22 protein-coding genes are annotated in these 25,109 nt (G+C 69.2%); 4 read left to right on the top strand and 18 right to left on the bottom strand.

Going from position 1 to position 25,109, the window contains the following annotated elements; all coding sequences use genetic code 11:
• Positions 1–376 precede the first annotated feature (376 nt).
• Both ASE44_RS16810 and tyrS read right to left on the bottom strand, forming a co-directional pair.
• A complete protein-coding gene (locus ASE44_RS16810) occupies positions 377–2,143 on the bottom strand; it encodes a PQQ-binding-like beta-propeller repeat protein (protein ID WP_157580032.1) in 1,767 nt (588 codons plus the stop codon).
• Between the two features lie 133 nt (positions 2,144–2,276).
• Positions 2,277–3,587: a tyrosine--tRNA ligase gene (gene tyrS / locus ASE44_RS16805; protein WP_056012013.1), complete on the bottom strand. Its 1,311-nt coding sequence runs from the start codon at positions 3,585–3,587 to the stop codon at positions 2,277–2,279.
• A gap of 166 nt (positions 3,588–3,753) precedes the next feature.
• Here tyrS and ASE44_RS16800 point away from each other — a divergent pair, with 166 nt between their 5' ends.
• Complete coding sequence (locus ASE44_RS16800; RefSeq protein WP_056781953.1) at positions 3,754–4,386, top strand: hypothetical protein; 633 nt, start codon at positions 3,754–3,756, stop codon at positions 4,384–4,386.
• On the top strand, positions 4,383–4,982 hold the full coding sequence (locus ASE44_RS16795) for a hypothetical protein (RefSeq protein WP_056781951.1): 600 nt from the start codon (positions 4,383–4,385) through the stop codon (positions 4,980–4,982). Before ASE44_RS16800 ends, ASE44_RS16795 begins: the two co-directional genes overlap by 4 nt.
• A gap of 8 nt (positions 4,983–4,990) precedes the next feature.
• Here the strand turns inward: ASE44_RS16795 and ASE44_RS16790 are convergent, their stop codons facing one another.
• From ASE44_RS16790 to ASE44_RS16750, 9 genes are all read right to left on the bottom strand, one after another.
• Positions 4,991–5,608, bottom strand: a complete 618-nt coding sequence (locus ASE44_RS16790) for a DNA-3-methyladenine glycosylase (RefSeq protein WP_056012021.1) — start codon at positions 5,606–5,608, stop codon at positions 4,991–4,993.
• A gap of 15 nt (positions 5,609–5,623) precedes the next feature.
• The gene (gene argH / locus ASE44_RS16785; protein ID WP_056781949.1) at positions 5,624–7,054 is read right to left on the bottom strand and encodes an argininosuccinate lyase; all 1,431 of its coding nucleotides are present in this window, start codon (positions 7,052–7,054) and stop codon (positions 5,624–5,626) included.
• Between the two features lie 69 nt (positions 7,055–7,123).
• Entirely contained in the window at positions 7,124–8,065 is a 942-nt protein-coding gene (gene argF / locus ASE44_RS16780; protein ID WP_056781948.1) for an ornithine carbamoyltransferase, read from the bottom strand.
• A gap of 35 nt (positions 8,066–8,100) precedes the next feature.
• Complete coding sequence (locus ASE44_RS16775; protein ID WP_056781946.1) at positions 8,101–9,285, bottom strand: acetylornithine transaminase; 1,185 nt, start codon at positions 9,283–9,285, stop codon at positions 8,101–8,103.
• Positions 9,282–10,187: an acetylglutamate kinase gene (argB, locus tag ASE44_RS16770; RefSeq protein ID WP_056012032.1), complete on the bottom strand. Its 906-nt coding sequence runs from the start codon at positions 10,185–10,187 to the stop codon at positions 9,282–9,284. Before argB ends, ASE44_RS16775 begins: the two co-directional genes overlap by 4 nt.
• 2 nt (positions 10,188–10,189) lie before the next feature.
• The gene (gene argJ, locus ASE44_RS16765) at positions 10,190–11,362 is read right to left on the bottom strand and encodes a bifunctional glutamate N-acetyltransferase/amino-acid acetyltransferase ArgJ (protein ID WP_056781944.1); all 1,173 of its coding nucleotides are present in this window, start codon (positions 11,360–11,362) and stop codon (positions 10,190–10,192) included.
• Positions 11,359–12,402 carry an N-acetyl-gamma-glutamyl-phosphate reductase gene (gene argC / locus ASE44_RS16760; RefSeq protein ID WP_056012038.1) on the bottom strand — a complete coding sequence of 348 codons (1,044 nt, stop codon included), beginning with the start codon at positions 12,400–12,402 and terminating at the stop codon, positions 11,359–11,361. The genes argJ and argC overlap by 4 nt, the downstream gene beginning before the upstream one ends.
• A gap of 201 nt (positions 12,403–12,603) precedes the next feature.
• The gene (locus ASE44_RS16755; RefSeq protein ID WP_056782047.1) at positions 12,604–13,293 is read right to left on the bottom strand and encodes a response regulator transcription factor; all 690 of its coding nucleotides are present in this window, start codon (positions 13,291–13,293) and stop codon (positions 12,604–12,606) included.
• Complete coding sequence (locus ASE44_RS16750) at positions 13,290–14,543, bottom strand: sensor histidine kinase (RefSeq protein WP_056012041.1); 1,254 nt, start codon at positions 14,541–14,543, stop codon at positions 13,290–13,292. Before ASE44_RS16750 ends, ASE44_RS16755 begins: the two co-directional genes overlap by 4 nt.
• A gap of 171 nt (positions 14,544–14,714) precedes the next feature.
• Between ASE44_RS16750 and ASE44_RS16745 the strand changes: the two genes are divergently transcribed.
• Both ASE44_RS16745 and ASE44_RS16740 read left to right on the top strand, forming a co-directional pair.
• The gene (locus tag ASE44_RS16745) at positions 14,715–15,359 is read left to right on the top strand and encodes a hypothetical protein (protein WP_200921139.1); all 645 of its coding nucleotides are present in this window, start codon (positions 14,715–14,717) and stop codon (positions 15,357–15,359) included.
• A 39-nt stretch (positions 15,360–15,398) separates the two neighbouring features.
• Positions 15,399–16,958: a UDP-N-acetylglucosamine 1-carboxyvinyltransferase gene (locus ASE44_RS16740; protein ID WP_056781942.1), complete on the top strand. Its 1,560-nt coding sequence runs from the start codon at positions 15,399–15,401 to the stop codon at positions 16,956–16,958.
• A 70-nt stretch (positions 16,959–17,028) separates the two neighbouring features.
• Here ASE44_RS16740 and pheT read toward each other — a convergent pair whose 3' ends face one another.
• The 7 genes from pheT to ASE44_RS16705 form a co-directional block, all read right to left on the bottom strand.
• The gene (gene pheT / locus ASE44_RS16735) at positions 17,029–19,542 is read right to left on the bottom strand and encodes a phenylalanine--tRNA ligase subunit beta (RefSeq protein ID WP_056781940.1); all 2,514 of its coding nucleotides are present in this window, start codon (positions 19,540–19,542) and stop codon (positions 17,029–17,031) included.
• A 2-nt stretch (positions 19,543–19,544) separates the two neighbouring features.
• Positions 19,545–20,585 carry a phenylalanine--tRNA ligase subunit alpha gene (gene pheS, locus ASE44_RS16730; protein WP_056781939.1) on the bottom strand — a complete coding sequence of 347 codons (1,041 nt, stop codon included), beginning with the start codon at positions 20,583–20,585 and terminating at the stop codon, positions 19,545–19,547.
• 67 nt (positions 20,586–20,652) lie between these two features.
• Positions 20,653–21,552: an amino acid ABC transporter permease gene (locus tag ASE44_RS16725; RefSeq protein ID WP_056782043.1), complete on the bottom strand. Its 900-nt coding sequence runs from the start codon at positions 21,550–21,552 to the stop codon at positions 20,653–20,655.
• Positions 21,549–22,196 carry an amino acid ABC transporter permease gene (locus tag ASE44_RS16720; RefSeq protein WP_056013357.1) on the bottom strand — a complete coding sequence of 216 codons (648 nt, stop codon included), beginning with the start codon at positions 22,194–22,196 and terminating at the stop codon, positions 21,549–21,551. Before ASE44_RS16720 ends, ASE44_RS16725 begins: the two co-directional genes overlap by 4 nt.
• Before the next feature lie 107 nt (positions 22,197–22,303).
• Positions 22,304–23,200, bottom strand: coding sequence for a glutamate ABC transporter substrate-binding protein (locus ASE44_RS16715; RefSeq protein ID WP_056012056.1), 897 nt, complete (start codon positions 23,198–23,200; stop codon positions 22,304–22,306).
• A 91-nt stretch (positions 23,201–23,291) separates the two neighbouring features.
• Positions 23,292–24,011 (bottom strand): amino acid ABC transporter ATP-binding protein, encoded by a 720-nt coding sequence (locus ASE44_RS16710; RefSeq protein WP_056781937.1) that lies wholly within the window; start codon positions 24,009–24,011, stop codon positions 23,292–23,294.
• A gap of 221 nt (positions 24,012–24,232) precedes the next feature.
• Positions 24,233–25,033 carry an RNA methyltransferase gene (locus ASE44_RS16705; RefSeq protein WP_056012062.1) on the bottom strand — a complete coding sequence of 267 codons (801 nt, stop codon included), beginning with the start codon at positions 25,031–25,033 and terminating at the stop codon, positions 24,233–24,235.
• Positions 25,034–25,109 lie beyond the last annotated feature (76 nt).

The raw sequence follows: 25,109 nt of genomic DNA, 5'->3' as shown, positions 1-25,109 counted from the left end.
TTCTCAAGGATCGGATGCTCCTGCCTTTGGCCATCACGACCGCCCTGCAGGGCAACTTCTCTAACTTACCACTTCTTCGGTTGTTGTCAAGTCGAGCGAGAGTCGATCTCGTTGAGCCGAAGCCCACCGGATCCTCACCGTCTCGATGACCCGAGATCTGGGAAGTTCCAACCTAGTCTTGAAGCGAGACAATCTCAAGTGTGAGTCTTGCTCACGACGAGACGCTCAGCTTTTGGCTGGGTGTCGGTCCCACTTGAGGCCGGGAAGCTCTTCCGCTTCCCGCACCTTTGGGGTGACGAGTGATTACTTTACGCAGACCGCCAGGTCGTGGCAAATCGCCATTGCATCCCGGGCGTGTCGCCCGAATCCATGGGGATCACCGCTCGCCATCGTCTCCGATGCCCATCACCGCAGGGGTGTCCGAACCGGCAGCGGTGACCGAAGCGACGGCCAGCGGGCTCCCACCCAGGGCGGTGAACGTGTACTCGTCGCCGGCGGACGCCACCGACCAGCTCCGATCACCCGTGGTCGCATCGATCCCGACGAGCCCGCCGTCCAACGTGAGGAGGAGCGTCCGCTCGCCGTATCCGACGAGGCTGCCCTCAGCGTCCTGTTCCTCGTAGCGCACCTCCCCGTTGCCGGCATCGACGCCGGTGTACCCGCCGTCACCGTCGCTGAGCATGATCGTGTCGCCGACGGTGTACGCGCCGTCCCACGTGCTCGTGAGTCCACTGCGCCATTCGACCTCGCCGGATCCGGGGTCGAGACGACGCACCCGCTCCCCCGACTGGTCGGCCACGACCAGGAGACCGGTCGCATCGAGGACCACCGGCAACGCCCCGGCCGCCTTCCATCGTTCGGCGCCGGTGCGGTCGTCGACCCCACGGATGGTCGTGTCGTTGCCGGAGTAGTCGATCGCGACGAGATCACCACCGACCTGCTGGTAGTACCAGGAGTCGTCACCCTCCCAGGCGATCGGCGAACCGTCGGTGAGCGAGTAGACCGCTCCGTCGTAGAAGAGCTTGTCGCCGGCGGTGGTCGCCCGCTCGCCGGCGTCGCCCTCGATCTCCCAGATCGGCTCGGTCAGATCCGTCGACCGGTACCGACCGACCGTTCCTCTGCCGTCCATGGTGGTCGACGAGATCAGCAGGTCCCCCTCGAGCCCCGGGACGAAGGCGGCCGGTGCGGCGAAGTCCGCGAAGCCGATCCCCTCGACACTCGAATGCTCCTGCGACGTGGAGACCACGTGTCCGTCGCGGCGACTCACCGCGACCATCAGGTCGCCCTGGTTGAGCACGATGGCGGCAGCATCGGGAGGCGAGACGACCACCGGGGCGTCGAACCGGTCGAACTCCGGGGAGAGCTCGGTGACACGGCGGTCCCAGAGCGTGTGCCCGTTGGCGGTGTTCACGAGGGAGATCACCGTCTCACCGGGGGCGTCGTCGAGGCTCGTCTGATCCAGCGGCCGGTCGGTCGACCACACCAGGAGCGCCGTGCTCGGACTCGCCGTGTACCCGTTCACGTACAGCTCGTCCCCCGCGGGCACCTCGTCGTCGAGCGGGTGGGCGAGATCCCAGGTCCCGACGGTCGGCTTCGTCGGGAGGTCGCGCAGTAACGCCAGCCCTTCGACGCGGTGCGGGACGGACGCGACCACGATGAGCACGACGACCACGATCGCGGCGACCACGGCTGCGGCGATCCCACCGAGCAGGAACCATCGACGCCGCGAGGGGACCCGTTTGGCCGAAGCGGGCAACGAGTCGGGATGCCAGACGGCGCGGGGGCCGGTGGTGCCCGCCTCCACCGTCTCCCCCGTCGCGGTCAGAGGGAGTGTGTCCCGCGCCGTCGCCGCAGGCAGCTCGGCAGCTGAGGACGAGACCTCCGGGGACGTGGGCGGCGCCGAGGTCGCGGGTGCGGGTGCGGGTGCCTCAGACGGGTCCGTCTCCGGGGAGGGCACCCCGCCGGGAGTGACAACGGCGGTCCCGTCCTGGTCGACCGCACCGGTCGACGGCGTCGGCTCGTCCGTCGACGCCGTCCCGGACGTCGGCGCGATCTCGGTTTCGGTGTCGGCCTGCGTCCCGAGATCGCCCGCCGTCTCAGCGTCCGTGTCGGCCCCGCTCGCCGAGAGCTCTTCCGATCGCACGGGCAGCATGCTCCCACAGCTCGGGCACACGCCGTCGCGACGATCGACGATCTCTGTCCCGCACGCCTCGCAGAGCTGCACTCGGAGCATCCCTCTCAGATTCGACGACGATCGCGACGCCGTGGTCGGCGGATCAGGCGGACGCGTCGTCCAGGAAGACCCCGGCGAGCGTCCGCTTACCGCGCCGGATCACGGCCACCCCACCGGGGAGGAACCGACCCGCAAGCGTGGCGTCGACATCGTCGATCTTCCGGTTGTTCACCGAGACGCCCCCCTGGGTGACCGCGCGCCTGGCCTCGCCGAGGCTCGAGCAGAGTTCCGTGTCGACCAGTGCCTGGATGACCAGGGTGTCCTCGCCGGTGGCGCGGTTCGGGAGCTCTGCGACGGCGGAGCGGAGTGTGTCCACGTCCAGTGCCTCGAGCTCGCCCTGCCCGAACAGCGCGGCGGACGCGGCGATGGCGGCGTCCGTGGCCGTCGTCCCGTGGACGAGCGCGGTGACGGCGTAGGCGAGCGTCTTCTGCGCCTCACGCCTGAACGGTTCGGCCTCGGTCGCGGCCGCCAATCGCTCGATCTCGGATCGGTCGAGGAAGGTGAAGACCTTCAAGCGCGCGACGACGTCCGCGTCGTCGGTGTTCACCCAGAACTGGTAGAACGCGTACGGACTCGTCATGCTCGGGTCGAGCCAGACCGCGTTGCCCTCGCTCTTGCCGAACTTCGTGCCGTCGGAGTTCGTGATGAGCGGGGTCCCGATCGCGTGGACGTTCGCCCGCTCAACCCGGTGGATGAGGTCGGTGCCGCTCGTGAGGTTGCCCCACTGGTCGCTTCCGCCGGTCTGCAGCACGCACCCGTACTCGCGGTAGAGCTCGAGGTAGTCCATGCCCTGGAGGATCTGGTAGCTGAACTCGGTGTAGCTGATGCCCGCCTCGGAGTTGAGCCGCGCACTCACCGCATCCTTCTTGATCATCGTGCCGACGCGGTAGTGCTTCCCGATCTCGCGCAGGAAGTCGATCGCGGACAACGGCGCCGTCCAGTCGAGGTTGTTGACCATACGAGCGGCGTTGTCGCCCTCGAAACTCAGGAAGCGTTCGATCTGGGCGCGCAACGACTGCACCCATTCGGCGACCGTGTCGGGGGTGTTCAAGGTGCGTTCGGCGGTGGGCCGAGGATCGCCGATGAGCCCCGTCGACCCGCCGACGAGTCCGAGCGGCCGGTGACCGGCCAGCTGGAGGCGACGCATGACGAGGAGCTGGACGAGGTTGCCGAGGTGCAGGCTCGCCGCGGTGGGGTCGAACCCGCAGTAGTAGGTGATGGGGTCTCCCGCGAGCAGGGCCTTCAGCTCCTGCTGGTCGGTCGACACGTGGACGAGCCCGCGCCACACGAGTTCGTCCCAGATGTCCTCGAAGGCTGGATCGTTGCGCTGTTCAGGGAGAGCGAGGTTCGACACGCGTGCAAGGCTATCAGCGCCGGATCGACCGCCCGATCGATCGAAGGCGGCGCCGTGCCAGGACCCGCTCGTCGACTTGCGGTATTTTCTCTCAGTCGTGCGAGTTGTTGAAATTCCTGCATGGAGGGTCTACGGTGAGCGTGAACCGACTGACGGGAGGAATGCCGTGTTCGTCCTCACCGTCGACCAGATCGCCAGCCGGACCGGCCCGGACCGCGCCGGAACCGTCATCGACGCCGTCAACGAGCGGTTCCGGGACCGTCTCCTCCTCCCCGCGGAACGGACGGCGGGCGACGAGTTCCAGCTCGCCACCGAGGACGCCGAGCTGGCGCTCACGATCGCCCTCGACCTGCTGCGTGACCGGGGATGGAGCGTGGGCGTCGGTCAAGGAGACGTCCGCCGACCGCTTCCCGAGTCGACCCGCGCGGCCACCGGGCAGGCCTTCTATGCCGCGAGGGACGCCGTCACCCGCGCCAAGCGCGCGCCCTTCCGATTCGCGCTGGACGCCGCCGACCGGGAACGAGGCGCCGACCTCGAAGCACTCATCGTCCTCCTGTTGCACCTCCGGGACCGCCGCACCGCCGGCGGCTGGGAGGTGGCCGACCTCCTCGCCTCGGGTGCGACGCAGACGGAGGCGGCGGAACGGCTCGGGATCACCGAGAGTTCCGTGAGCCGCCGAGTGGCCGCGGCCGGCATCCGGGCCGAAGCCGCGGCGACCACCGCGCTCGTCCGACTCCTGGTCGAGCTCGACCAGCACTCGGACACCTCCCATTCCGTCGATCGAAAGGACGAGCGATGAACCTCTTCGTGCTCACCCCGCTCACCTGGCCGACCATCGTCGGCCTCCTCGGGAGCGCCCTGCTCTTCCTCCTGCTCGGGCGGCTGCTCGCCGCGCGGCTGGCGAACCGGCTCATGGTCGCCCTCGCCGTCCTGATGGCGACCGGCGCGCTCGCGACGGCCCTCGTCCCCGCCACCCCGCCGAGCGGCCCGGCCCTCCTGCTCCTCGGCACCTTCGTCCTCGCCGTGGCGGTCGCGGGCGGCGGGCCGGTCGCGTCGTTGGTGCTCTCGCTCGCGACGAAGGGCACCGTGGCACCCGGTGTCCATGGCGGCATCCTCGTGGGCGAACGGCACACGGGCGAGTCGCAGGTCGTCGGCCGTCCGATCGAAGTCCTCCGCGGCGGGATGGCCATCGGCGTCCTCGAACGGCTCGCCCTCGTGGCCGCCCTGTTCTCCGGCTATCCGGAGGCGATCGCCGTCATCGTTGCGGTCAAGGGCGTCGGCCGTTTCAGCGAACTGGACTCGGCCGAGGCACGCGAACGGTTCATCATCGGCTCGCTGGCCAGCCTCCTCTGGGCGGCAGGCGTGGCGTCGATCCTCGTCATCGCTCGGGGCTGAGCCGCTCGTCAGTCGGCGGCCCGGGGCGACCGACGATAGGGCGAGACGGTCGCCTCCCCGGGAAGGACGAACCGCCACGGATACGCCGCTCCACCGCCGACCCCGCTGACACCGGTCCTCGGCCCGCTCACCGGGTCCGACACCCGCTGCGGCAAGGCGAGGTCGAACGGCGGAGCGGCGAGGTCGTCGCCGGACTGGGCGAGCGTCACGCCGAGGGCGACCGTCAGCCGTGCCGGCCCTCGGGCGAGATCACGGGCGGACACGCGCTCGCCTCGACGCCGTCGGGCGAGCTCCTCGCCTCCGACGACCTCTCCGGCTCGCAGCAGCACCGCCGACGCGGTTCCGACCGGCGAGCACACCACGTTGATGCACACGTGCATGCCGTAGCTGAAGTACGCGTACAGGTGGCCGGGCGCACCGAACATCGGACCCGTCCGAGGTGTGGGTCCGCGATGGGCGTGCGAGCCGGGATCCTCACCGACGCCGAGATAGGCCTCGACCTCGGTCAGCCTGACCGACACGGTGCCCTCCGGCGTCGTGTGGGACAGCACCGCGCCGAGCAGCGCCGGCGCGACCTCCAAGGCCGACGCCGAGGTCAACGCGTGCAACGCACCGGCCGCCGTCATGAGACCCGGCGCCACCTACAGTGTGAGGGCCTGCGACAACGCGCCGACCCGGCCGACGAGCGTGACGAGCTGGTCCTGCACCCGTTCCGGCGCCGTGCCACCAGCACCGAGTCGGCTGCCGATCGAGCCGTCCACCGTCAGGACGCTCCGGACCTCAGGGGTGAGGTGCTCGGACACGCCGGCGAGCGCGGCGTCGTCGGGTTCGTGCAGGGCCAAGCCCCGCTCCTCGCAGTACTTGACGAGGGACCCGCTGATCTCGTGCGCGTCCCGGAAGGCGACCCCCTGCTTCACCAGCCACTCGGCCACGTCCGTCGCGAGCGAGAAGCCCTCAGGCGCGAGCTCGCGCAGACGCGCCGTGTCGAACCGCAGTGTCGCGACCATCCCGGTGAACGCCGGGAGCAGGACCTCCAACTGGTTCACGGAGTCGAAGACCGGCTCCTTGTCCTCCTGCAGGTCGCGGTTGTACGCGAGCGGCAGTGCCTTGAGCGTCGCCAGCAGCCCCGTCAGATTGCCGATCAGGCGGCCGGACTTCCCTCGGGCGAGTTCGGCGATGTCGGGGTTCTTCTTCTGCGGCATGATGCTCGAGCCGGTCGAATAGGCGTCGTCGAGGGTCACGAAGCCGAACTCGCGGGTGTTCCACACGATGATCTCTTCGGCGAACCGCGACAGGTTGATCCCGATCAGCGAGGTGATGAACGCGAACTCGGCGACGACGTCGCGACTCGCCGTCGCGTCGATCGAGTTCTCGGTGGGGCGGTCGAGGCCCAGCTCCCGAGCGACGAGCACGGGGTCGAGGCCGAGCGAACTCCCGGCGAGTGCTCCGGATCCGTAGGGTGACGCACTCGCTCGGGCCAGCCAGTCACGGAGCCGTTCCAGGTCCCTGGTCAGCGGCCAGGCGTGCGCGAGCAACTGGTGCGCGAGCAGCACCGGCTGGGCGTGCTGCAGGTGTGTCCGGCCGGGCATCGCCGCATCGGGGTGTGCCTCCGCCTGGGAGACGATCGCATCGATCAGGTGGACGACCTCGCGGGCGATCGCCCGGCCGTGATCGATCAGGTAGAGCCGGACGAGCGTGGCGATCTGGTCGTTGCGGCTGCGGCCGGCGCGCAGCTTCCCGCCGAGTTCCTTCCCCGCCCGCTCGACGAGGCCACGTTCCAGCGCGGAGTGCACGTCCTCGTCACTCTCCGCGGCGACGAAGACGCCCTCGGCGACATCCGCGTCCAGTCGGTCGAGCGCGGCGAGCATGTCGCGGAGTTCGGCGTCGTCCAGGTAGCCCGCCGCGGCCAGTGCCTTCGCGTGGGCGCGGGAGCCGGCGATGTCGTAGGCGGCGAGGACCCAATCGAACTGCGTCGACTTGCTCAACCTCGCGAGCTCCGGCGACGGTCCGCTCGCGAACCGTCCTCCCCAGAGGGCTCCCGATTCGCCTGCACGGTTCTGCTGTTCTGCCACGATGGGCCTCCTGTACTGCTCGCGTCCGAAGCGCTCCGGACGGGTCGATGTGGCTGAAGCGGTGGTGGGTCAGGCCGCGGAACCGGTGTGCTGCTGTTCCAGCAGCCAGACGAGCAGGGCCTTCTGCGCGTGGAGGCGGTTCTCCGCCTCGTCCCAGATGATGCTCTGCTCGCCGTCGATCACCTCGGCCTCGACCTCGAAGCCGCGATCGGCCGGCAGACAGTGCATGAACACGGCGTCGGCGGCGGCCAGCCCCATGAGTCTCCGGTCGACCCGGTAGCCGCCGAAGATCGCCACACGCTGTGCCTTCTCGTCCTCTTTGCCCATCGACACCCAGGTGTCGGTGATCATGACGTCGGCGCCCGCTGCGGCCTCGTCCGGGTCGGTCGTCACGAGGATCGACCCGCCCGTCGTCTCGGCGATGCGTTCCGCGTCCGCGACGACATCCGGCGACGGAGCGAACTCCGCGGGCGCCGCGACCCGCACGTGCATGCCGGCGGTCGCGCCGGCGAGCAGGTAGGAGTGCGCCATGTTGCTCGCGCCGTCTCCGAAGAACGACATCGTCAGCCCCGCCAGACCGCCTTTGTGCTCACGGATGGTGAGGAGGTCGGCGAGCAGCTGGCACGGGTGGAAGTCGTCGGACAGGGCATTGACCACGGGCACGGTCGTTCCAGCGGAGATCTCCTCCAAGCCGGACTGCGCGTAGGTGCGCCAGACGATCGCCGCGACCTGGCGTTCCAGCACCCGAGCGGTGTCCGCCGCCGTCTCCTTGCCGCCGAGCTGGCTGTTCGCCGTCGAGATGATGAGCGGGGACCCACCCAGGTCGGCGATGCCGACGGCGAAGGACACCCGCGTGCGCGTGGAGGACTTGTCGAAGATGACCGCGACGGTCTGCGGGCCGGCCAACGGCTGACGGGACCAGCGGTCCCGCTTGAGCTCGGTGGCGAGATCGAGGATCTGGGCCTGCTCGGCCGGGCTGAGGTCGTCGTCGCGGAGGAAGTGACGGGTCATGACTGAGAGTCCTGTTCGTGAGGGTCGGTGGCCGGTCAGGCCTGGACGGCGTCGAGCGCGGCGCGGAAACGCGTGGTGAACTCGTCGATCTCGGCGTCGCCGATGATCAGCGGGGGTGCGATGCGGATGCTCGTCGCGTTCGGTGCGTTGATGATGAGGCCTCGCTCGAACGCCGCGGCGGACAGCTCCGCCGCCACGGGTGCGCTGAGGCCGATGCCGATGAGGAGGCCGTGTCCGCGGACCTCCTCGATCAGGGGTGATCCGATGGCCGTGATCACCGCCCGGAGCTGCTCGCCGCGGACGGCCGCGTTCTCGACGAGACCGGCACGCTCGATCTCCTCGAGCACCGCGTTGGCCGTCGCCGTGGCGAGCGGGTTGCCGCCGAAGGTGCTGCCGTGTTGGCCGGGTCCGAACAGCTCGGACGCCGCACCGAAGGTCACCAGCGCGCCGATCGGCATACCACCACCGATGCCCTTCGCGACGGTGATCGCATCCGGGATGATGCCGGCGCGCTGGAAGGCGAACCACTCCCCCGTGCGGCCGGCGCCGGTCTGGATCTCGTCGATGATCAGCAGCACCCCGTGCGCCTCGGTGAGCGCGCGGGCTCGGGCGAGGTAACCGTCCGGGAGGTCGACGACGCCGGCCTCGCCCTTGATCGGCTCGACGATCAGCGCGGCCACCCGATCATCGAGTTCCGCTTCCAGCGCCTCGATCGTCGTCGGGATGTGTTCGACTCCCCCGGGAAGCGGGTGGAACGCCTCCTGCAGGGCGGGCTTGCCCGTCAACGCGAGCGCGCCGAAGGTACGCCCGTGGAAGGAGTTCTCCAGGGTCAGCACCCGAGTCCGGGAACCGTCGCCGACATTCAGGCGCGCGAGCTTGAACGCCGCCTCGTTCGCCTCGGCACCCGAGTTCGCGAAGTACACCCGACCGCCGTCGTCGGCACCCGCCAGCCGCTTCAACCGGGCGGCGAGCTCGAGTTGCGGCGGAGTCGAGAAGTAGTTCGAGACGTGCGCGAGCGTGCTCGCCTGCCGGGTGACGGCGCCGACGAAGGCCGGGTGCGCGTGTCCGAGCGCGTTGACCGCGATCCCGGCGAGGAAGTCGAGGTAGCGGTTGCCCTCGGCATCCCAGACGTGACAGCCCTCGCCTCGGGTCAACATCGCGATCGGCGTGTTGAACGTACGCATCATGTCCCGTTCGACGCGGGACTTCCAGTCGCTCATGAGTCCTCCGGGACGACCTCGGTGCCGGAGCCGTTCTGGGTGAACACCTCGAGCAGGATGGAGTGCGGCACGCGGCCGTCGATGATGGCCGCCTTCGCGACGCCACCGTCGACGGCGTCGAGGCAGGCGGTCATCTTGGGGATCATGCCGGATTCGAGGCTCGGAAGCATCTGCCGCAGCTCCGTGGTCGTGATCCGCGAGACGAGCGAGTCACGGTCGGGCCAGTCGCTGTACAGACCGGCCACATCGGTCAGGATGACGAGCTTCGCCGCGCCGAGTGACACGGCGAGCGCAGCGGCGGCGGCGTCCGCGTTGACGTTGAGCGTCTGTCCGGGGTGGTCGAGGTCTGGAGCGATCGAGGACACCACCGGGATGTTGCCCGCGTCCAGGTAGGCCTGCACGGACGAGGGTTCGACGGTCACGACGTCGCCGACGAGGCCGATGTCGACGGGCTCCCCGTCGACGACGACGGAACGACGGCGTCCGCCGAACAGGCCGGCGTCCTCACCGGAGAGGCCGGCCGCGAGTGGACCGTGCTCGTTGATACGGCCGACGAGCTCAGGGTTGACCTGGCCGGTGAGCACCATCCGGACGACGTCCATGGCCTCCGGCGTGGTGACCCGGTATCCGCCGCGGAACTCGCTGTGGATGTCGAGGCGTTCCAGCATGGCGGAGATCTGGGGTCCTCCACCGTGGACGACGACGGGCTTGAGCCCCGCATAGCGCAGGTAGACCATGTCCTCGGCGAAGGCCTGGGCGAGTTCGTCGCTCACCATGGCGTTGCCGCCGAACTTCACGACGATCGTCTGGTCGCGGAAGGCCTTCAGCCAGGGCAGGGATTCGATGAGGGTGGCCGCCTTGATGGCAGCCTCCTCGGGCGAGTTGTCTCGGTACTCCGTCATCGTCAACTCGCGTACGCGCTGTTCTCGTGCACGTAGTCGTGCGTGAGGTCGTTCGTCCAGATGGTCGCGCCCGCCTCGCCGGCGTGGAGGTCGATGAGGACGTGCACGGCACGGGGAGCGAGGTCGACGAGTTCACGCGGCTGATCGGGCTCTCCCGCCGTACACACCTGGACACCGTTCATCGCCACGTCGATCCCGTAGGGGTCGAATGCGGCGCCCGTGGTCCCGACGGCCGCGAGCACGCGACCCCAGTTCGGATCGTTGCCGAAGACGGCGGCCTTGAACAGGTTGCTCCGTGAGACGGCACGAGCGACCTCGACGGCGTCGTCCTCTGAGGACGCCCCGATGACCTCGATGGCGACGTCGTGGGCCGCGCCCTCGGCGTCGGCCTGCAGCTGCAGGGTGAGATCGCGGCAGACCTCGGTGAGTGCCGCGATGAAGTCGGGCAGGTCCGGGGTCGCTCCGCTCGCCCCGGAGGCGAGCAATGAGACGGTGTCGTTGGTGGACATGCAGCCGTCGGAGTCGAGACGGTCGAAGGTGACCCGCGTCGCGCTCCGGAGGGCGCGGTCGAGTTCCGCCGGCTCGAGGACCGCGTCGGTCGTGATGACGACGAGCATGGTGGCGAGCCCTGGCGCGAGCATGCCGGCGCCCTTGGCCATCCCGCCGATGGTCCACCCGTCGGCCGATCGATGCGTCGCCTGCTTCGGCTTCGTGTCGGTCGTCATGATCGCGGTCGCGGCATCGAGGCCGGCCGCCTCACCGGCGCCACCCTCCATCGTGATCGCCCGGGTCGCATCCCAGACGCCGGCGGTCAGCTTGTCGAGGTCGAGCTGCTCGCCGATCAGTCCCGTGGAGCAGACGAGGACGTCGCCCGCGGAGACCTCGAGGCGCTCCGCGACCGACTCCGCCGTCGCATGCGTGGTCTGGAACCCGCGCGAGCCCGTGTAGCAGTTCGCGCCACCGGAGTTCAGGACGATGGCCGAGACGATGCCGTCCTCCATGACCTGCTCGCTCCAGAGGACGGGGTTCGCTTTGCACCGGTTGCTCGTGAACACCGTCGCCGCATGCTGCAGCGGTCCGACGTTCTGGACGATGGCGAGGTCGAGCCCGCCCGAGGTCTTGAGGCCGCAAGCGACCCCCGCCGCCACGAATCCTGCTGCTGCTGTCACACTCACGGTGCCACTCCGTTCACACTGAGGCCGGTCGACTCGGGGAGTCCGAGTGCGAGGTTCGCCGATTGGATCGCCGCTCCGGCGGTCCCCTTCACCAGGTTGTCGACGGCGGTCACGACGACCACGCGTCCGACGGCCTCGTCGACCGCCAGCCCGATGAGCGCGGTGTTCGCACCGAGCACGTCCGCCGTCCGCGGGAAGGCCCCCTCCGGCAGGACCTGCACGAAGGGTTCGCCCTCGTAGGCCGACTCCCACGCGGCGCGCACCTGCGCGGCCGTGGTGCCCGGGACGATCCGCGCCGTCGAGGTCGCCAGGATGCCCCGCGACATCGGCACGATGACCGGGGTGAAGGAGATGGTCGCCACGTCCGCTCCCGCGGCTCTCAGGCTCTGCGTGATCTCGGGGATGTGGCGGTGGGTCCCGCCGATCGCGTACGGGTTCGCAGAGCCGAGCACCTCGCTCGCCAGCAGGTTGAGCTTCAGGCTCTTGCCGGCGCCGGACGGGCCGACCGCGAGCACGGACACGAGGTCGAGCGGCTCGATGACGCCGGCGGCGATGCCCGGCGCGAGGGACAGGGCGACCGTGCTCGCGTTGCACCCGGGGGCGGCGATCCGCTTGGCGCCGACGAGTGCGTCGCGGCCCCGGCCGGTGGTGGTCTGCAGTTCGGGCACGCCGTACGCCCAGGCACCGAAGTAGTCGCCGCCGTAGAACGCGTCCCAGTCGCCCTCATCGACGAGCCGGTGGTCGGCTCCGCAGTCGACGACCAGCGTCTCGGGCGGGAGCGAGGCGGTGACCTCCCCCGACTTGCCGTGCGGCAGGGCCAGGAAGACGACGTCGTGCCCGGCCAGGACCTCGGGCGTCGTCGCCTCGAGGACCAGATGCCGGAGCGATCGGAGGTGTGGCTGGTGGTCGATGAGTGGTTGACCGGCGTTCGCGTGCGCGGTCACCGTCGTGACCTCGAAGTCGGGATGGTCGGCGAGCAGCCGAAGCAGCTCGCCTCCTGCGTAACCGGATGCGCCGGCGACGGCGACAGAGAAGGACATGGCTCTACCTTATTGAGTGGACGCTCGGGTGGCGGAGGCGGCGACTCCTGGACGACTGCACCGTCTCGTGGACCGTGCGGGCATCGGGGTCGCCTAGCGTCGCTCTGCGGTGGAGCGCGTGGACACGCGACGGCGGAGGGCGCGGAGCGTGATCGCCCGCGAAGAACCCTGTGCCTGGAAACGTGCCATGCCGAGAGCGTACTACGGCGACGAGGATGCGGACGAATCCGGACCGGCCGCCGCGCGCTCCGCGATGAGCGCCGCCTGGACCCGGGACCGGGCATCCAGCTTCACGAGGATCCGCGACACGTGTGTGCGCGCCGTCGCCTCCGACAGGCTCAGTGCGGCGGCGATCCCCGCGTTGCTCAGTCCCGCTCGGAGCTGCGCGAGCACCTCCCGCTCCCGCGGTGTGAGGGCGGCCAGTCCCGGGTGGACGGTGACCGGACCGGTGACGACGGGAGGGCTCGATGCCGCCAGACGGTCGAGTACCCGGCGCGTCACCTCCGGAGCGAGGACCGCCTCCCCCGCATGGACACGACGGATGGCATCGACGAGGCCGGCGGCCGAGACCGTCTTGACGAGGAAGGCGTTCGCCCCGGCGGCGAGCGCGTCGTCGACGTAGCGGTCGATCGCGAAGGTCGTGAGCACGATGATCGCCGGCGGCGGGTCGACCGCGGCGAAGATGGCCGGGATCGCGTCGATGCCGGAGGCCCGCGGCATCTGCACGTCGAGGAGGACGACGTCCGGCCGGTAGCGGGTGGCCTGGGTGACGACGGACTCCCCGTCCACCGCCTCGGCGACCACCAGGATGTCGTCCGGCTCGGCGAGCAGGGCACCCAACCCGGCCCTGACGGCCGCGTGGTCGTCCGCGATCAGGACGGAGATCGTCATGTCGTCACCCCCGCGGTGACCCGGGCCGGCGGCGTTCGAAGCATCCCGGTCGGCACCGTCACCGACATCCGCCACTCGGCACCGTGAGGGCCCGCGGTGAGGTCCCCTCCCACCAGCCGCGCCCGCTCCGCCAGGCCGACGAGGCCGACGCCGCCGGAACCGACGAGGGCCGATGCGACCGGCGACGACGGCAGCGGATTGCTGAGCACGACCGAGAGTGCGCCCGGCGGCAGCGAGATCTCGACCCGCACCCGCGCGCCCGGCGCGTGCTTCGCGGCGTTCGTCAGCCCCTCGACGAGGGTCCGCAGTCCGACGATCGACGTCTGCGCCGGGACCTCGGCGAGCGCTGCGTCCCCCGGCATCCGGAGGTCGATCTCGACACCGCTGGCGCGGGCGACGTCGACCGCACGGGCGATCTGCTCGCCGGTGAGACGGTCGGGCGCCGATACCGGCACGTCTGCGGAGGGGTCCCCACGCAACACGTCGATCATCGTGCGCATGTCCGCCAAGGCTTCCAGACTGCCGGCTCGGACGAGTTCCACGGTGTGACGGAGGGTCGCCTCGTCGGCAGGCGTCCGTCGTTCCAGCGCCGCGGTCGACTGCATGGCGATCGCCGACAGGTGTCCGGCGATGACGTCGTGGAGTTCGCGGCTGAGTTCGAGCCGTTCCCGGGTGACGGCGTCCTGGCGGAGGGCGGTGGCGGCCTGCGCGATCGTGTCGGCACGCTCCCGTTGACGTTCCGCCTCGAGGCGCGGGTACCGCACCATCCTGCCGAACCAGATCGAACTGGCCAGGATCACGGGGACGGTGATGAGCGAACCCAACAGGACGCCTCCGTCCAGACGCGCGGCCGCGACGACGTCGTCGGTGAACCAGAAGACCGCGAAGACGCTGACCGCTGCGACCGCGATCGCCGTGCACACGAAGGCGGCGATGTCGACGAGGCGCGACCGTGAGTAGAGGGCGGCGGCGTAGGCGAGGTCTGACAGCACGACGAGGACCCCGACGCTGCTGCTGCCCGTCGACAGCGCTTCTGCGAGGGTGATCAGCGCCCCCAGCAGGAGCATGGTCAGCGGGCGGCGTCGCCGGAACACGTGCACGACCAGGACGGCGGCGAGGAAGACCAGCATCACCGGCGCCGTCGACGGGGTCGCCGCCATACTCCAGGGGATCTGGAATCCGATCAGCGCGAACAGGAGCCCGACGACGGCGCAGACGACGGTGACGACCGGTTCCCGGTGTCGACTCACCCATGAGCGAGGTCCTTCAAGCGCAGCCATGCGTCCATCAGACCAGTTCCCGGCGGCAGACGCGAGCGCCGGAGGGACGACGCGCCCGTACGCAGTTCCGCTGACGACGCCGGCGCAGGATCCGTAGCTCGGTCGATGTGGGGCAGCACGCCGCTGCGGGAGCATCGGGACATGGACAGCTTCACGGAACTCTTCGGGACCAGCCCGCTCATCTGGGCCATCCTCGGCGCGGAGGGCGCGTTCTGGATCCTCCTCTTCGGCGGCTTGGCGGTCCGCTACCTGCTGCGGCGGCGGCTGCTCAGTTCGATCATGCTGATCGGGGTGCCGCTCGTCGACCTCGTCCTCCTCGTCCTCACCGCGATCGATCTGGCCGGCGGCGAGGAACCGAACCTCACACACCTCCTGGCGACCATCTACCTGGGATTCACCGTGGCCTTCGGACACGCGCTCATCACGAAGGCCGACGGCTGGTTCGCCCACCGGTTCGCCGGGGGCCCGGCACCGCAGGCGAAGCCGAAGTCCGGGCCCGCGTACGTTCGGGCCGCGTGGCTCGAATGGCGTCGGGTGCTGCTCGCCGTGAGCATCGCCATCGGCGGACTCCTCGCGATGCAGGCCATGGTGGGGTGGTCCGTGCCCTCCTCGTTCGCGGAGGCGAACGACGACGTCATCTGGGGCATGATCGTCAAGCTGCTCGCCATCACGGCGATCTGGCTCGTCGCAGGGCCGGTGTACGCGGTCCTGTTCCGGAGCGCCGCAGCACAGCCCGACACCACGGAGCGGGTATCCGATCCGATTCGGTCGCACTCAAGGCCCTAACGGGGGTGCGCTATCTCATATCTGAGATAGCATGACGCCATGGAAGAAACGGCAACGTCTGAACGAACTGATCCCGCTGCGCCGCTCCGGCAGGTCGGAGCACTCATCCGCGGGGCACGACAGGGACGCAAACTCACCCAGGCCCAACTGGCTGAACGCGTCGGCACGAGCCAGAGCGCGATCAACCGGATCGAGCAGGGCAGCCAGAACATCAGCATCGACCTCCTGAGCCGGATCAGCACCGCGCTCGAGAGCGAGATCGTCAGTTTCGGCGAGCAGAAGAAGAACTCGCACCTCCGCGTCCAGGGCGGACGCAGACTCCACGGGAGCATCGAGGTCCGCTCGAGCAAGAACGCCTCGGTCGCCCTGCTCTGCGCGGCGCTCATGAACCGAGGCCGCACCACGCTCCACGGCATCGCCCGCATCGTCGAGGTCGACCGCATCATCGACGTCCTGCGCAGTCTTGGCGTCTCCGTCGTGTGGTCGCCCGACGGCCAGGACGTGGAGATCCACGTGCCCGACGACCTCTCGCTCGCGAGCATCGACGAGGACGCCGGACGACGCACCCGCAGCGTGCTCATGTTCCTCGGCCCGTTGCTCGGCCGATACGACACCTTCGCCCTGCCCTACGCCGGCGGCTGCGACCTCGGAACGCGCACGGTCGAACCCCACCTCATCGCCCTGCGGCCCTTCGGCCTCTCCATCGAGGCGACGGCCGGGTGGTACCAGGCCACCGTCGCTCCCGATGTGCCCGAGGAACTGACCGTCGTGCTGACCGAACGCGGCGACACGGTCACCGAGAACGCGATCATGGCCGCAGCCGTCCGGGACGGGGTCACGACCATCCGCAACGCCAGCCCGAACTACATGGTGCAGGACCTCTGCTTCTACCTCGAGCTCCTCGGCATCACCATCGACGGCATCGGCAGCACGACCCTTCGGATCACGGGCCGCAGCGTCATCAACGAAGACGTGGACTACTGGCCGAGCGAGGACCCGGTGGAAGCGATGAGCCTGCTGACTGCAGGCATCGTCACCGATTCGGAGATCACCGTCACACGGGTCCCGATCGAGTTCATGGAGATCGAACTCGCGACGCTCGGGGAAATGGGCCTGCGTCACACCCGTTCCCCCGAGTACCCGGCGGCGAACGGTCGCACCCGGCTCGTGGACGTCACCGTGCACCCGTCGAAGCTGCACGCACCGATCGACAAGATCCACCCAATGCCGTTCCCCGGACTGAACATCGACAACCTGCCGTTCTTCGCCGTGATCGCCGCGTGCGCCGAGGGCGACACCCTCATCCACGACTGGGTCTACGAGGGCCGGGCGATCCACCTCACCGACCTCACGCGCCTCGGCGCGAACGTCCGCTTGCGCGACCCGCACCGCATCGACGTCTCCGGTCCGACGCACTGGTCCGGAGCCGAGGTGAGCTGCCCGCCGGCACTCCGACCCGCCGTCGTCATCCTGCTGGCCATGCTCGCGGCGAAGGGCACGAGTGTCCTGCGGAACGTCGACATCATTGCCCGTGGGTACGAGCAACTGCAGGAACGACTCATCACCCTCGGCGCCTCGATCGAGACCTTCCGCGACTGAGCGCACCGACGACGGACGCGGCCCCGCAGATCATCGATCCGCGGGGCCGCTTCGTCTGTCCTGGACCGACTCAGTCGCGGATGCTCGCGCCGAAGCGCTCCGCGGCCGCCGCCGCTCCGGCGAGCTTCGCGTCGCTCGCCTCCGCAGCCGTCAGCGTGCGATCCGACGCCCGGAAGCGCAAGGCGAAGGTGAGACTCTTGCTCCCGACCGGCACCCCCGTGCCCCGGTAGTCATCGACGAGGCGGATCTGTTCGAGCAGCGAACCGGCCCCGTTCCGCACGGTCTCGAGCACGGCACCTGCGGCGACCGTCTCGGGCACGAGCAGTGACAGATCCTGCGTCGCCGCCGGTAGCGTCCGGACGCCGACCGCCTCGGGCACCGCGTCGCCGAGGGCGATGATGCGGTCGAGGTCGAGTTCCGCGACGGCCACGACGCGGGGCAGGTTGGCCGCCTCGGCGACCTGCGGGTGCAGTTCACCCGCATATCCGACCAGCACGTCACCGACGTGCAGGGCCGCAGCACGACCGGGGTGCATCGCCTGGTGCGCGCCCTGGGACACCGTGATCTCAACACCGGTCGCGACGGCCACGGCCTGGACGGCCTCCAGCGCCTCGGCGATCCCCGCGGCGACCGCCGGCTGCCCCGGTTGCTTCGGCACACTGTTGCCGACGGCGAGGAAGCCGAGGTGACGCGGCTGTGCCGGGACGCCCGCTTCGAGTTCGTCGAGCTGCTCGTCCGATGGTCGGGCTGCCCCCTCCGGCAACACCGACTGACCGAACGCGCCGTGCCGTGCAGGACGGAACACCGCCCCTAGCTCGAAGATCGCCAGGTCGGTCAGCCCACGCGACACGTTGCGGTGGGCGACGGTGAGGAGACCGGGCACCATGGACGCCCGGAGATACGGAGCTTTGGCGTCGAGGGGGTTCGCGAGCTTCACCGACGGGAGTTCCCCCGGCTGGGCGGTACCGAAGCGGGCGTTCTCCTCGGCTGAGACGAACGGGTACGACAGGACCTCGGTGGCACCGCCGTAGGCGAGCGCGTCGGCGACGCCTCGGCGGAGTCGCTGCGAACGGGTGAGCCCGCGGCCCGGAGGGGCGACCGGGAGCACGGACGGGATGCGGTCGTAACCGAGGATACGAGCGACCTCCTCCGCGAGATCCTCCTTGCCGGTGATGTCGTGGCGCCAGCTGGGCGGAGTCACGAGGAGGCCGTCGTCGGTGGCGGCGACGACCGCTCCGATCTCCGCGAGGGCCGACCGGGTCTCGTCGGCGCCGAAATCGACCCCGACCAGTCCGTTGATGTACCCGTCGGGCAGCAGGATCGCCTCGCGATCGGCAGCGTCGGCGACGGTCGATCCGAGCGCATCCGGGCGACCACCCGCGAGGTCGACGAGCAACTGCGCGACCCGGCCGGCTGCTGCGATCGCGACCTGTGGGTCGACGCCGCGTTCGAAGCGCTTGGACGCCTCGCTCGGCAGCTTGTGGCGACGGGCGCTCCTGGCGATGGACACCTGATCGAAGTTCGCCGCCTCGATGAGGACGTTCCGGGTCGCGTCGGTGATCTCCGTGTGGAGGCCGCCCATGACGCCCGCCAGACCGATCGGACCGGAGTCGTCGGTGATCAGGAGGTCCTCGTCGTGCAGCTTCCGTTCCTGACCGTCGAGGGTGACGAAGGTCTCCCCCGTCCGCGCACGTCTGACGACGATGCCGCCGGTGAGCGTGTCGAGGTCGTAGCCGTGGATCGGCTGGCCGAGCTCGAGCATGACGTAGTTCGTGATGTCGACGACGAGCGACACGGAGCGGATGCCCGCGAGCTTCAGCCTGGCGACCATCCAGGGCGGCGTCGGCCGGCTCGGGTCGACCTCGCGCACCACGCGCGTCACGAACACGGTCGAACCGACGCGGCCCCGGATCGGAGCCTTGTCGTCGATGGTGACCGGGAACCCGTCGAGTTCGGTCGTGAAGGCGTCGGGCACACTGGACGCCGGATCGCGGAACGGAGCGCCCGTCGCGTGCGAGTACTCGCGAGCCACCCCGCGGATGGAGAACGCGTAGCCGCGGTCCGGCGTGACGTTCAATTCGACCGCCGCGTCGTCCAGACCGAGCAGCGCGATGGCGTCGGTACCGACGGGTGCTTCCACACCGATCGTCGAGAGCCGCAGGATGCCGTCGTGGTCCTCACCGAGGCCGAGCTCGCGGGCGGAGGCGATCATGCCGTCGGACACGTGACCATAGGTCTTCCGCGCGGCGATCGGGAACGGGCCGGGGAGCACGGCTCCGGGCAGGGTGACGACGACCTGGTCGCCGACGAAGAAGTTGCCGGCGCCGCAGACGATGCCGCGCACGGCACCCTCGTCATCGCCCTCGGCGACACGCACCTGGCACCAGCGGATGGTCTTCCCGTTCGACTGGGGCTCCTCGACGAACTCGAGCACCTCGCCGACCACGATGGGGCCGGTCAGCTCGAAGACGTGGATGTCCTCCTCCTCGAGCCCGACACGGACGAGGGCCGCGTGGACGTCTTCGGGGGTGGTCCCCGGGGCGAGTTCGACGAACTCCCCGAGCCAGCTCAATGGAACACGCACGACTACACCACCATCCCGAACTGCTGGGAGAAGCGGACATCGCCCTCCACCATCTCTCGCATGTCCTGCACACCGTCGCGGAGCATCAGCCCGCGCTCGACGCCCATCCCGAAGGCGAAGCCCGAATAGACGTCGGGGTCGATCCCCGCCGAGCGGAGCACGTTCGGGTTGATCATCCCGCACCCACCCCACTCGATCCAGCGCGGGCCGTCCTTGAAGGTCGGGTGCCAGAAGTCGAGCTCGGCGCTCGGCTCGGTGAAGGGGAAGTAGCTGGGGCGCAGTCGCACCTTCGCGTCGTCGCCGAAGACACTCTTCACGAAGTGGTCGAGGGTGCCGCGGAGATGCGCCATCGTGAGCCCCTTGTCGACGGCGAGGCCCTCGAACTGCATGAAGACGGGCGTGTGGGTGGCGTCGAGTTCATCCGTGCGGTACACCCGGCCCGGCGCCAGGACGTAGACCGGGAGCTCGCGCTCGAGCAGCGAGCGGACCTGGACCGGCGAGGTGTGGGTGCGCAGGACGAGGTGGGACTCGAGCGGCTCGACGAAGAAGGTGTCCTGCATGGCACGCGCCGGGTGGTCGGCGTCGAAGTTCAGGGCGTCGAAGTTGAACCACTCGCTCTCGACCTCCGGCCCCTCGGCGATCTCCCACCCCATGCCGACGAAGATGTCCGACACCCGGTCCTGCAGCAGGGTGAGCGGGTGCCTCGCGCCGACCGTGCGCCGCAGGGGCACCGCGGTGACGTCGATCGTCTCGGCCGCGAGGCGTGCCTCCGTCTCGGCTGCGAGGATCTCGTCCTCGCGAGCACTCAAGGCCTTGGCGACCCGACCACGCGCCTGGCCGACGAGCTTGCCGAGAGCGGCCTTCTGGTCGTTCGGCACACTACGGAGCGAGCCGTTGAGGGCGGCGAGCGGTGAAGCCTCGCCGGCGTGGGCTGATCGGACCGCTTTGAGGGCGGCCGAGTCGGTGGCGGCGGCGATGGCTTCGAGAGCGGCATCGACCGCGGCGTTCACCGCTGGTTCGGAGATTGGGGATGCGTCGGACACGAGAGCCAAGTCTACCCAGGCGCCCGCCCCGCGGCGCGACCGGCTGCAACGCACCCGGTCGCCGCCGTCAGGGTGTGGGGCGTCCCGTCTGGTCCCCGAACTGCACGCCGATCAGCTGGGTCGTCGTCACCTCGGGAGCGGCCTGCTCCTTCGGCGTCCGAGGGGACCGACGCGTGCGTACCTCGACGATCTTCGCGACCCCGGACAGGATGAGGCAGAGCACGATGTAGATCGACCCCATGACGATGATGGACGGGATGATCGGACTGCCGTACAGCGCCTGCGACCCGAACTGCTTCGCCAGGTAGAGGAGCTCCTGGTAGGTGATGAGGAAGCCGAGCGCCGTGTCCTTCAACGCGACCACGAGCTGCGCGATGATGACGGGCAGCATCGCCCGGATCGCCTGTGGGAACAGGATCAGGCGGAGGACGGCGGACTTGCGCAGCCCGATCGCGTACGCGGCCTCGCCCTGACCCTTCGGCAGCGACTCGATGCCCGCTCGGAAGATCTCGGAGAAGACCGCGCCGTTGTACAGCGTCAGCGCGATGGCGACGGCGACGAACGGCGTCACGAAGGTGAAGCCGACGGGCGGCAGCCCGTAGTACATGAGCATCATGAGGATGAGGACCGGGACGGCCCGGAAGAACTCGATGAAGATCGTGAAGGGGACGCTGATGATCTTGTGGTCCGACAGCCGACCGATCGCCAGCACCAGTCCGAGGACGACGCTGCAGACGGCGGCGACCGCGAAGGCGGACAGGGTCGCGCCCGTCGCTTGGAGGATCTGCTCCCACACGCGGGGGAAGGTGAAGAGCTTCCACTTCGAAGCGGTGAACTGCCCGGTCTCGATGAACCGGAAGACGATGAAGGCGAGGATGCCGGCGACGACGAGGACGGTCGCGACCCCGATCCACCGGTAGCGGACGACGGCCTTCGGGCCGGGGGTGTCGAACAGGACGGAGCTCATCGCGCGATCCTCCACTTCTTCTCGAAGGCCCGTTGGGCGAGGGACAGGAGCGACACGAGGGCGACGAAGATGAGCGCCACCCACAGCAGTCCGATGAGGAGCGGTTCACCGCGTTCGGACAGGTTCGCACGGATGGCACCGGCTTCGGCGACGGAGAAGCCCGCTGCGACGGTGGTGTTCTTCAGCAGGGCGATCAGCACGCTGAACAGCGGCGGGAGCACCGCACGGAACGCCTGCGGGAGGATGACGAGTGTCATGGTCTGCCCGAACGGCAGGCCGATCGCACGAGCGGCCTCGGCCTGGCCGATCGGCACCGTGTTGACGCCCGATCGCAGGACCTCGGCGACGTAGGTCGCGGTGTAGAGGCTCAGTCCGATGATCGCGAGCGTGGTGTAGCTCACTTCCGGAAGCCCGAGTTTGGGGTAGCCGAAGGCGAAGAAGAAGAGGATGAGGGTGAGCGGGGTGTTGCGCACCGTGTTGACGTAGACGGTGCCGAACAGGCGCATGGCGGGCACCGGCGAGACCCGCATCGCACCGACGATGGTGCCGAGCACGAGCGCGAAGAACCCCGACACCACGAACAACAGCAGGGTGTTGCGGAAGCCGGTGACGAAGAGGTCGAGATTGTCGAGCAGGACGTTCATGTCGCGCACGCCTTTCGGGAGGGGGACGCCCGTGGCGGGCGCCTGGGCGGAGTCGACGGGACAGCTCCCCCGGACGGCCACTGGTGCGTGGCCGCCCGGGGCGCTGCTTAGTAGTCGTCGACCGCCGGCTGGGTCACCTTGGTGCCCGAGGCGCCGAGGGTGGCGTCGTAGATCTTGGTCCAGGTGTCGCCGCCATCGGTGAACATCGTGTTGATGAAGTGGCGGAGCGCGTCGTCACCCTTCGGGAGACCGATGCCGTAGAGCTCGGTGCTGAACGGTTCGCCGACGACCTTGAGGGTGTCGGGGAACTGCGCCGCGTATCCGATGAGGATGGCCTGGTCGGTCGTGACCGCGTCGACCTTGCCGTCGTTCAGCGCCTCGACACACTGCGAGTAGGTGTCGAACTCCTCCGTCTTGGTGTCGGGGAAGTTGTCCTTGATGTTCTGGATGGGCGTGGAACCGGTCGCCGAGCAGACGGTCTTGCCGGCGAGGTCGTCCTCGCCCTTGATGTCGTCGTTGTCAGCGGCGACGAGCAGGCCCTGGCCGGTCTCGAAGTACGGGCCGGCGAAGTCGATCTGCTCCTTGCGCTTGTCGGTGATCGAGTAGGTCCCGACGTAGTAGTCGATGTCGCCGTTCACGATCGCGGACTCGCGGTTCGCGCTCGGGATCGCCTTGAACTCGATCTTGTCGGCGTCGAAGCCGAGCGATGCGGCGATCCATGTCGCCATCTCGACGTCGAAGCCGGAGCGTTCGCCGGTGGCCGCGTCGAGGTACCCGAGACCGGGCTGGTCCTCCTTCACGCCGATGCGGACCTTGTCGGCCTTCACCATCGCGTCGTAGGTGGGGCTGCCTTCGAGCTGGACGTCGGAGGCGACCTCGAAGAGGGCGCCGCCGTCGGACGCGCCGTCGGTCGATCCGGTGCCGGCGTCGCCGCCGCTGCACCCGCTGAGCGCGAGCGCTGCTGCAGCGACTCCCGCGGTGATGAACATGAGCCTCTTGCGCATGTTGTCCTTCCTTCCTTGGTGCCCGGGACGGGCCGATCGGTTGGTCAGTTCCGGGTCGCCGCGCGGGGAGCGCGATCCGGAGTCGGATGGGTCAGTGGGTGAGGAGCTTCGACAGGAAGTCCTTCGCGCGATCCGACTGCGGGTTCGTGAAGAACGACTCCGGGTCGGTGTCCTCGAGGATCTCCCCGTCGGCCATGAAGACCACACGGTCGGCGGCCTTCCTGGCGAAGCCCATCTCGTGGGTGACGACGATCATCGTCATGCCTTCGCTCGCGAGCTGCACCATGACGTCGAGCACCTCGTTGATCATCTCGGGGTCGAGCGCCGAGGTGGGCTCGTCGAAGAGCATGACCTTGGGCTTCATGGCGAGGGCTCGGGCGATGGCGACGCGCTGCTGCTGTCCGCCGGACAACTGCGCGGGCAGCTTGTCGGCCTGCACGCCGATACCGACGCGTTCGAGGAGCACCTTGGCCGCGTCGTCGGCGTCACGCTTCTTCTGCTTGCGCACCTTGATCGGTCCGAGCGTGACGTTCTCGCGGATGGTCTTGTGCGCGAACAGGTTGAAGGACTGGAAGACCATGCCGACGTCGGCCCGGAGCTCGGCGAGTTGCTTGCCCTCCTCGGGGAGGCGCTTGCCGTCGATCCGGATCTCCCCCGAGGTGATCGTCTCGAGTCGGTTGATGGTGCGGCACAGGGTCGACTTGCCGGAACCGGACGGTCCGATCACGACGACGACCTCACCCTTGTTGACGGTGAGGTTGATGCGCTTCAGGGCGTGGAAGTCGCCGTAGTGCTTCTCGACGTTTTCCATGACAACGAGCGGCTCGCCCCTGCCCGCCTGAATGGGATTACTGGTGGTCTCGTATGCTCCTGCGGCTCCGTGCGCTGACGCGGCTTCGGGTTCCGTCGGGCCGGAGTTCGGGGACGCTGTTGGCTCCATGTAACCCAAACTAGGTGACCGTGTGTTTCGTGCGCATGACGGAAGCGCTACGGTTACCGTTTCGTAACCTCGACGGCCGACGCCTCAGGCGCTCAGGCGTGCTGCGCGAACGCGCTCTCGAAGACGCACACCGATGCTGCCGTGGCCAGGTTCATGCTCTCCGCGCGGCCGTAGATCGGTACCGTAACCGCACGGTCGACCAGCGCCAGATGCTCGTCGGTGAGTCCTCTGGCCTCGTTGCCGAAGACCCAGGCGGTGGGCTGTGCGAGCACGCCCTCGGACCGCGCCACCAGCAGGTCCTCACCCTTGATGTCCGCCGCGAGCGTCTGCAGACCCGCGGCACGGGCCCGTTCCAGCACGGCGGGCAACTCGACACCGACGGCGACGGGCAGGTGGAACAGCGAACCGGTCGTGGACCGCACGACCTTGGGGTTGTACAGGTCGACGGTCCGTCCGCTGAGGACGACCGCGTCGGCTCCGGCGGCGTCGGCCGCGCGGATGATCGTCCCGAGGTTGCCCGGGTCGCGGACCTCCTCCAGGATGACGACGAGCTGCGGCTGCCCGGCGAAGATGTCCTTGATGGAGGTCGGGAACTGCTGCGCGACCGCGATGAAGCCCTGCGGCGTGACGGTGTCCGCCATCGACTCGAGGACCTGCTCCGTGACGAACTCGATCTCGAGGCCGGCGGCGGACGCGGCGGCGGCGATCTCGGTGTACCGCTCGAGCGCCGTCGGCGTGGCGTACAGCTCGAGGATCAGGTCGGGCCGGAACTGCAGGGCCTCAGACACCGCCTGTGGTCCTTCGAGGAGGAACAGGCCGGTCTCCTGTCTCGCCGGACGCTTGGCGAGCTTGGCGACGGATCGGACGCGCGGGGACCGCGGATTGTCAAGCACGCACCCATCCTAGGGCGCGGGCTCCGGACAGACGAAACGGCCCGATCCCCTGAGGGATCGGGCCGTTCGAACACGT

It is taken from the genome of Plantibacter sp. Leaf1, assembly GCF_001421315.1.
Taxonomy (GTDB): Bacteria; Actinomycetota; Actinomycetes; order Actinomycetales; family Microbacteriaceae; genus Plantibacter.
Note: the sequence above shows the minus strand (reverse complement) of the source record. Positions and strands in the feature narration are given on the sequence as shown.

Excerpts from the sequence above, each read along its gene's own strand:
- ASE44_RS16740 (WP_056781942.1), top strand. The coding sequence starts at position 15,399 with ATGGAAGAAACGGCAACGTCTGAACGAACTGATCCCGCTGCGCCGCTC.
- ASE44_RS16710 (WP_056781937.1), bottom strand. The coding sequence starts at position 24,011 with ATGGAAAACGTCGAGAAGCACTACGGCGACTTCCACGCCCTGAAGCGC.
- ASE44_RS16720 (WP_056013357.1), bottom strand. The coding sequence starts at position 22,196 with ATGAACGTCCTGCTCGACAATCTCGACCTCTTCGTCACCGGCTTCCGC.
- ASE44_RS16790 (WP_056012021.1), bottom strand. The coding sequence starts at position 5,608 with ATGACGGCGGCCGGTGCGTTGCACGCGTTGACCTCGGCGTCGGCCTTG.
- ASE44_RS16715 (WP_056012056.1), bottom strand. The coding sequence starts at position 23,200 with ATGCGCAAGAGGCTCATGTTCATCACCGCGGGAGTCGCTGCAGCAGCG.
- argF (WP_056781948.1), bottom strand. The coding sequence starts at position 8,065 with ATGACCCGTCACTTCCTCCGCGACGACGACCTCAGCCCGGCCGAGCAG.
- ASE44_RS16725 (WP_056782043.1), bottom strand. The coding sequence starts at position 21,552 with ATGAGCTCCGTCCTGTTCGACACCCCCGGCCCGAAGGCCGTCGTCCGC.
- ASE44_RS16745 (WP_200921139.1), top strand. The coding sequence starts at position 14,715 with ATGGACAGCTTCACGGAACTCTTCGGGACCAGCCCGCTCATCTGGGCC.
- argC (WP_056012038.1), bottom strand. The coding sequence starts at position 12,402 with ATGTCCTTCTCTGTCGCCGTCGCCGGCGCATCCGGTTACGCAGGAGGC.
- ASE44_RS16795 (WP_056781951.1), top strand. The coding sequence starts at position 4,383 with ATGAACCTCTTCGTGCTCACCCCGCTCACCTGGCCGACCATCGTCGGC.
- ASE44_RS16755 (WP_056782047.1), bottom strand. The coding sequence starts at position 13,293 with ATGACGATCTCCGTCCTGATCGCGGACGACCACGCGGCCGTCAGGGCC.
- ASE44_RS16775 (WP_056781946.1), bottom strand. The coding sequence starts at position 9,285 with ATGAGCGACTGGAAGTCCCGCGTCGAACGGGACATGATGCGTACGTTC.
- argB (WP_056012032.1), bottom strand. The coding sequence starts at position 10,187 with ATGACGGAGTACCGAGACAACTCGCCCGAGGAGGCTGCCATCAAGGCG.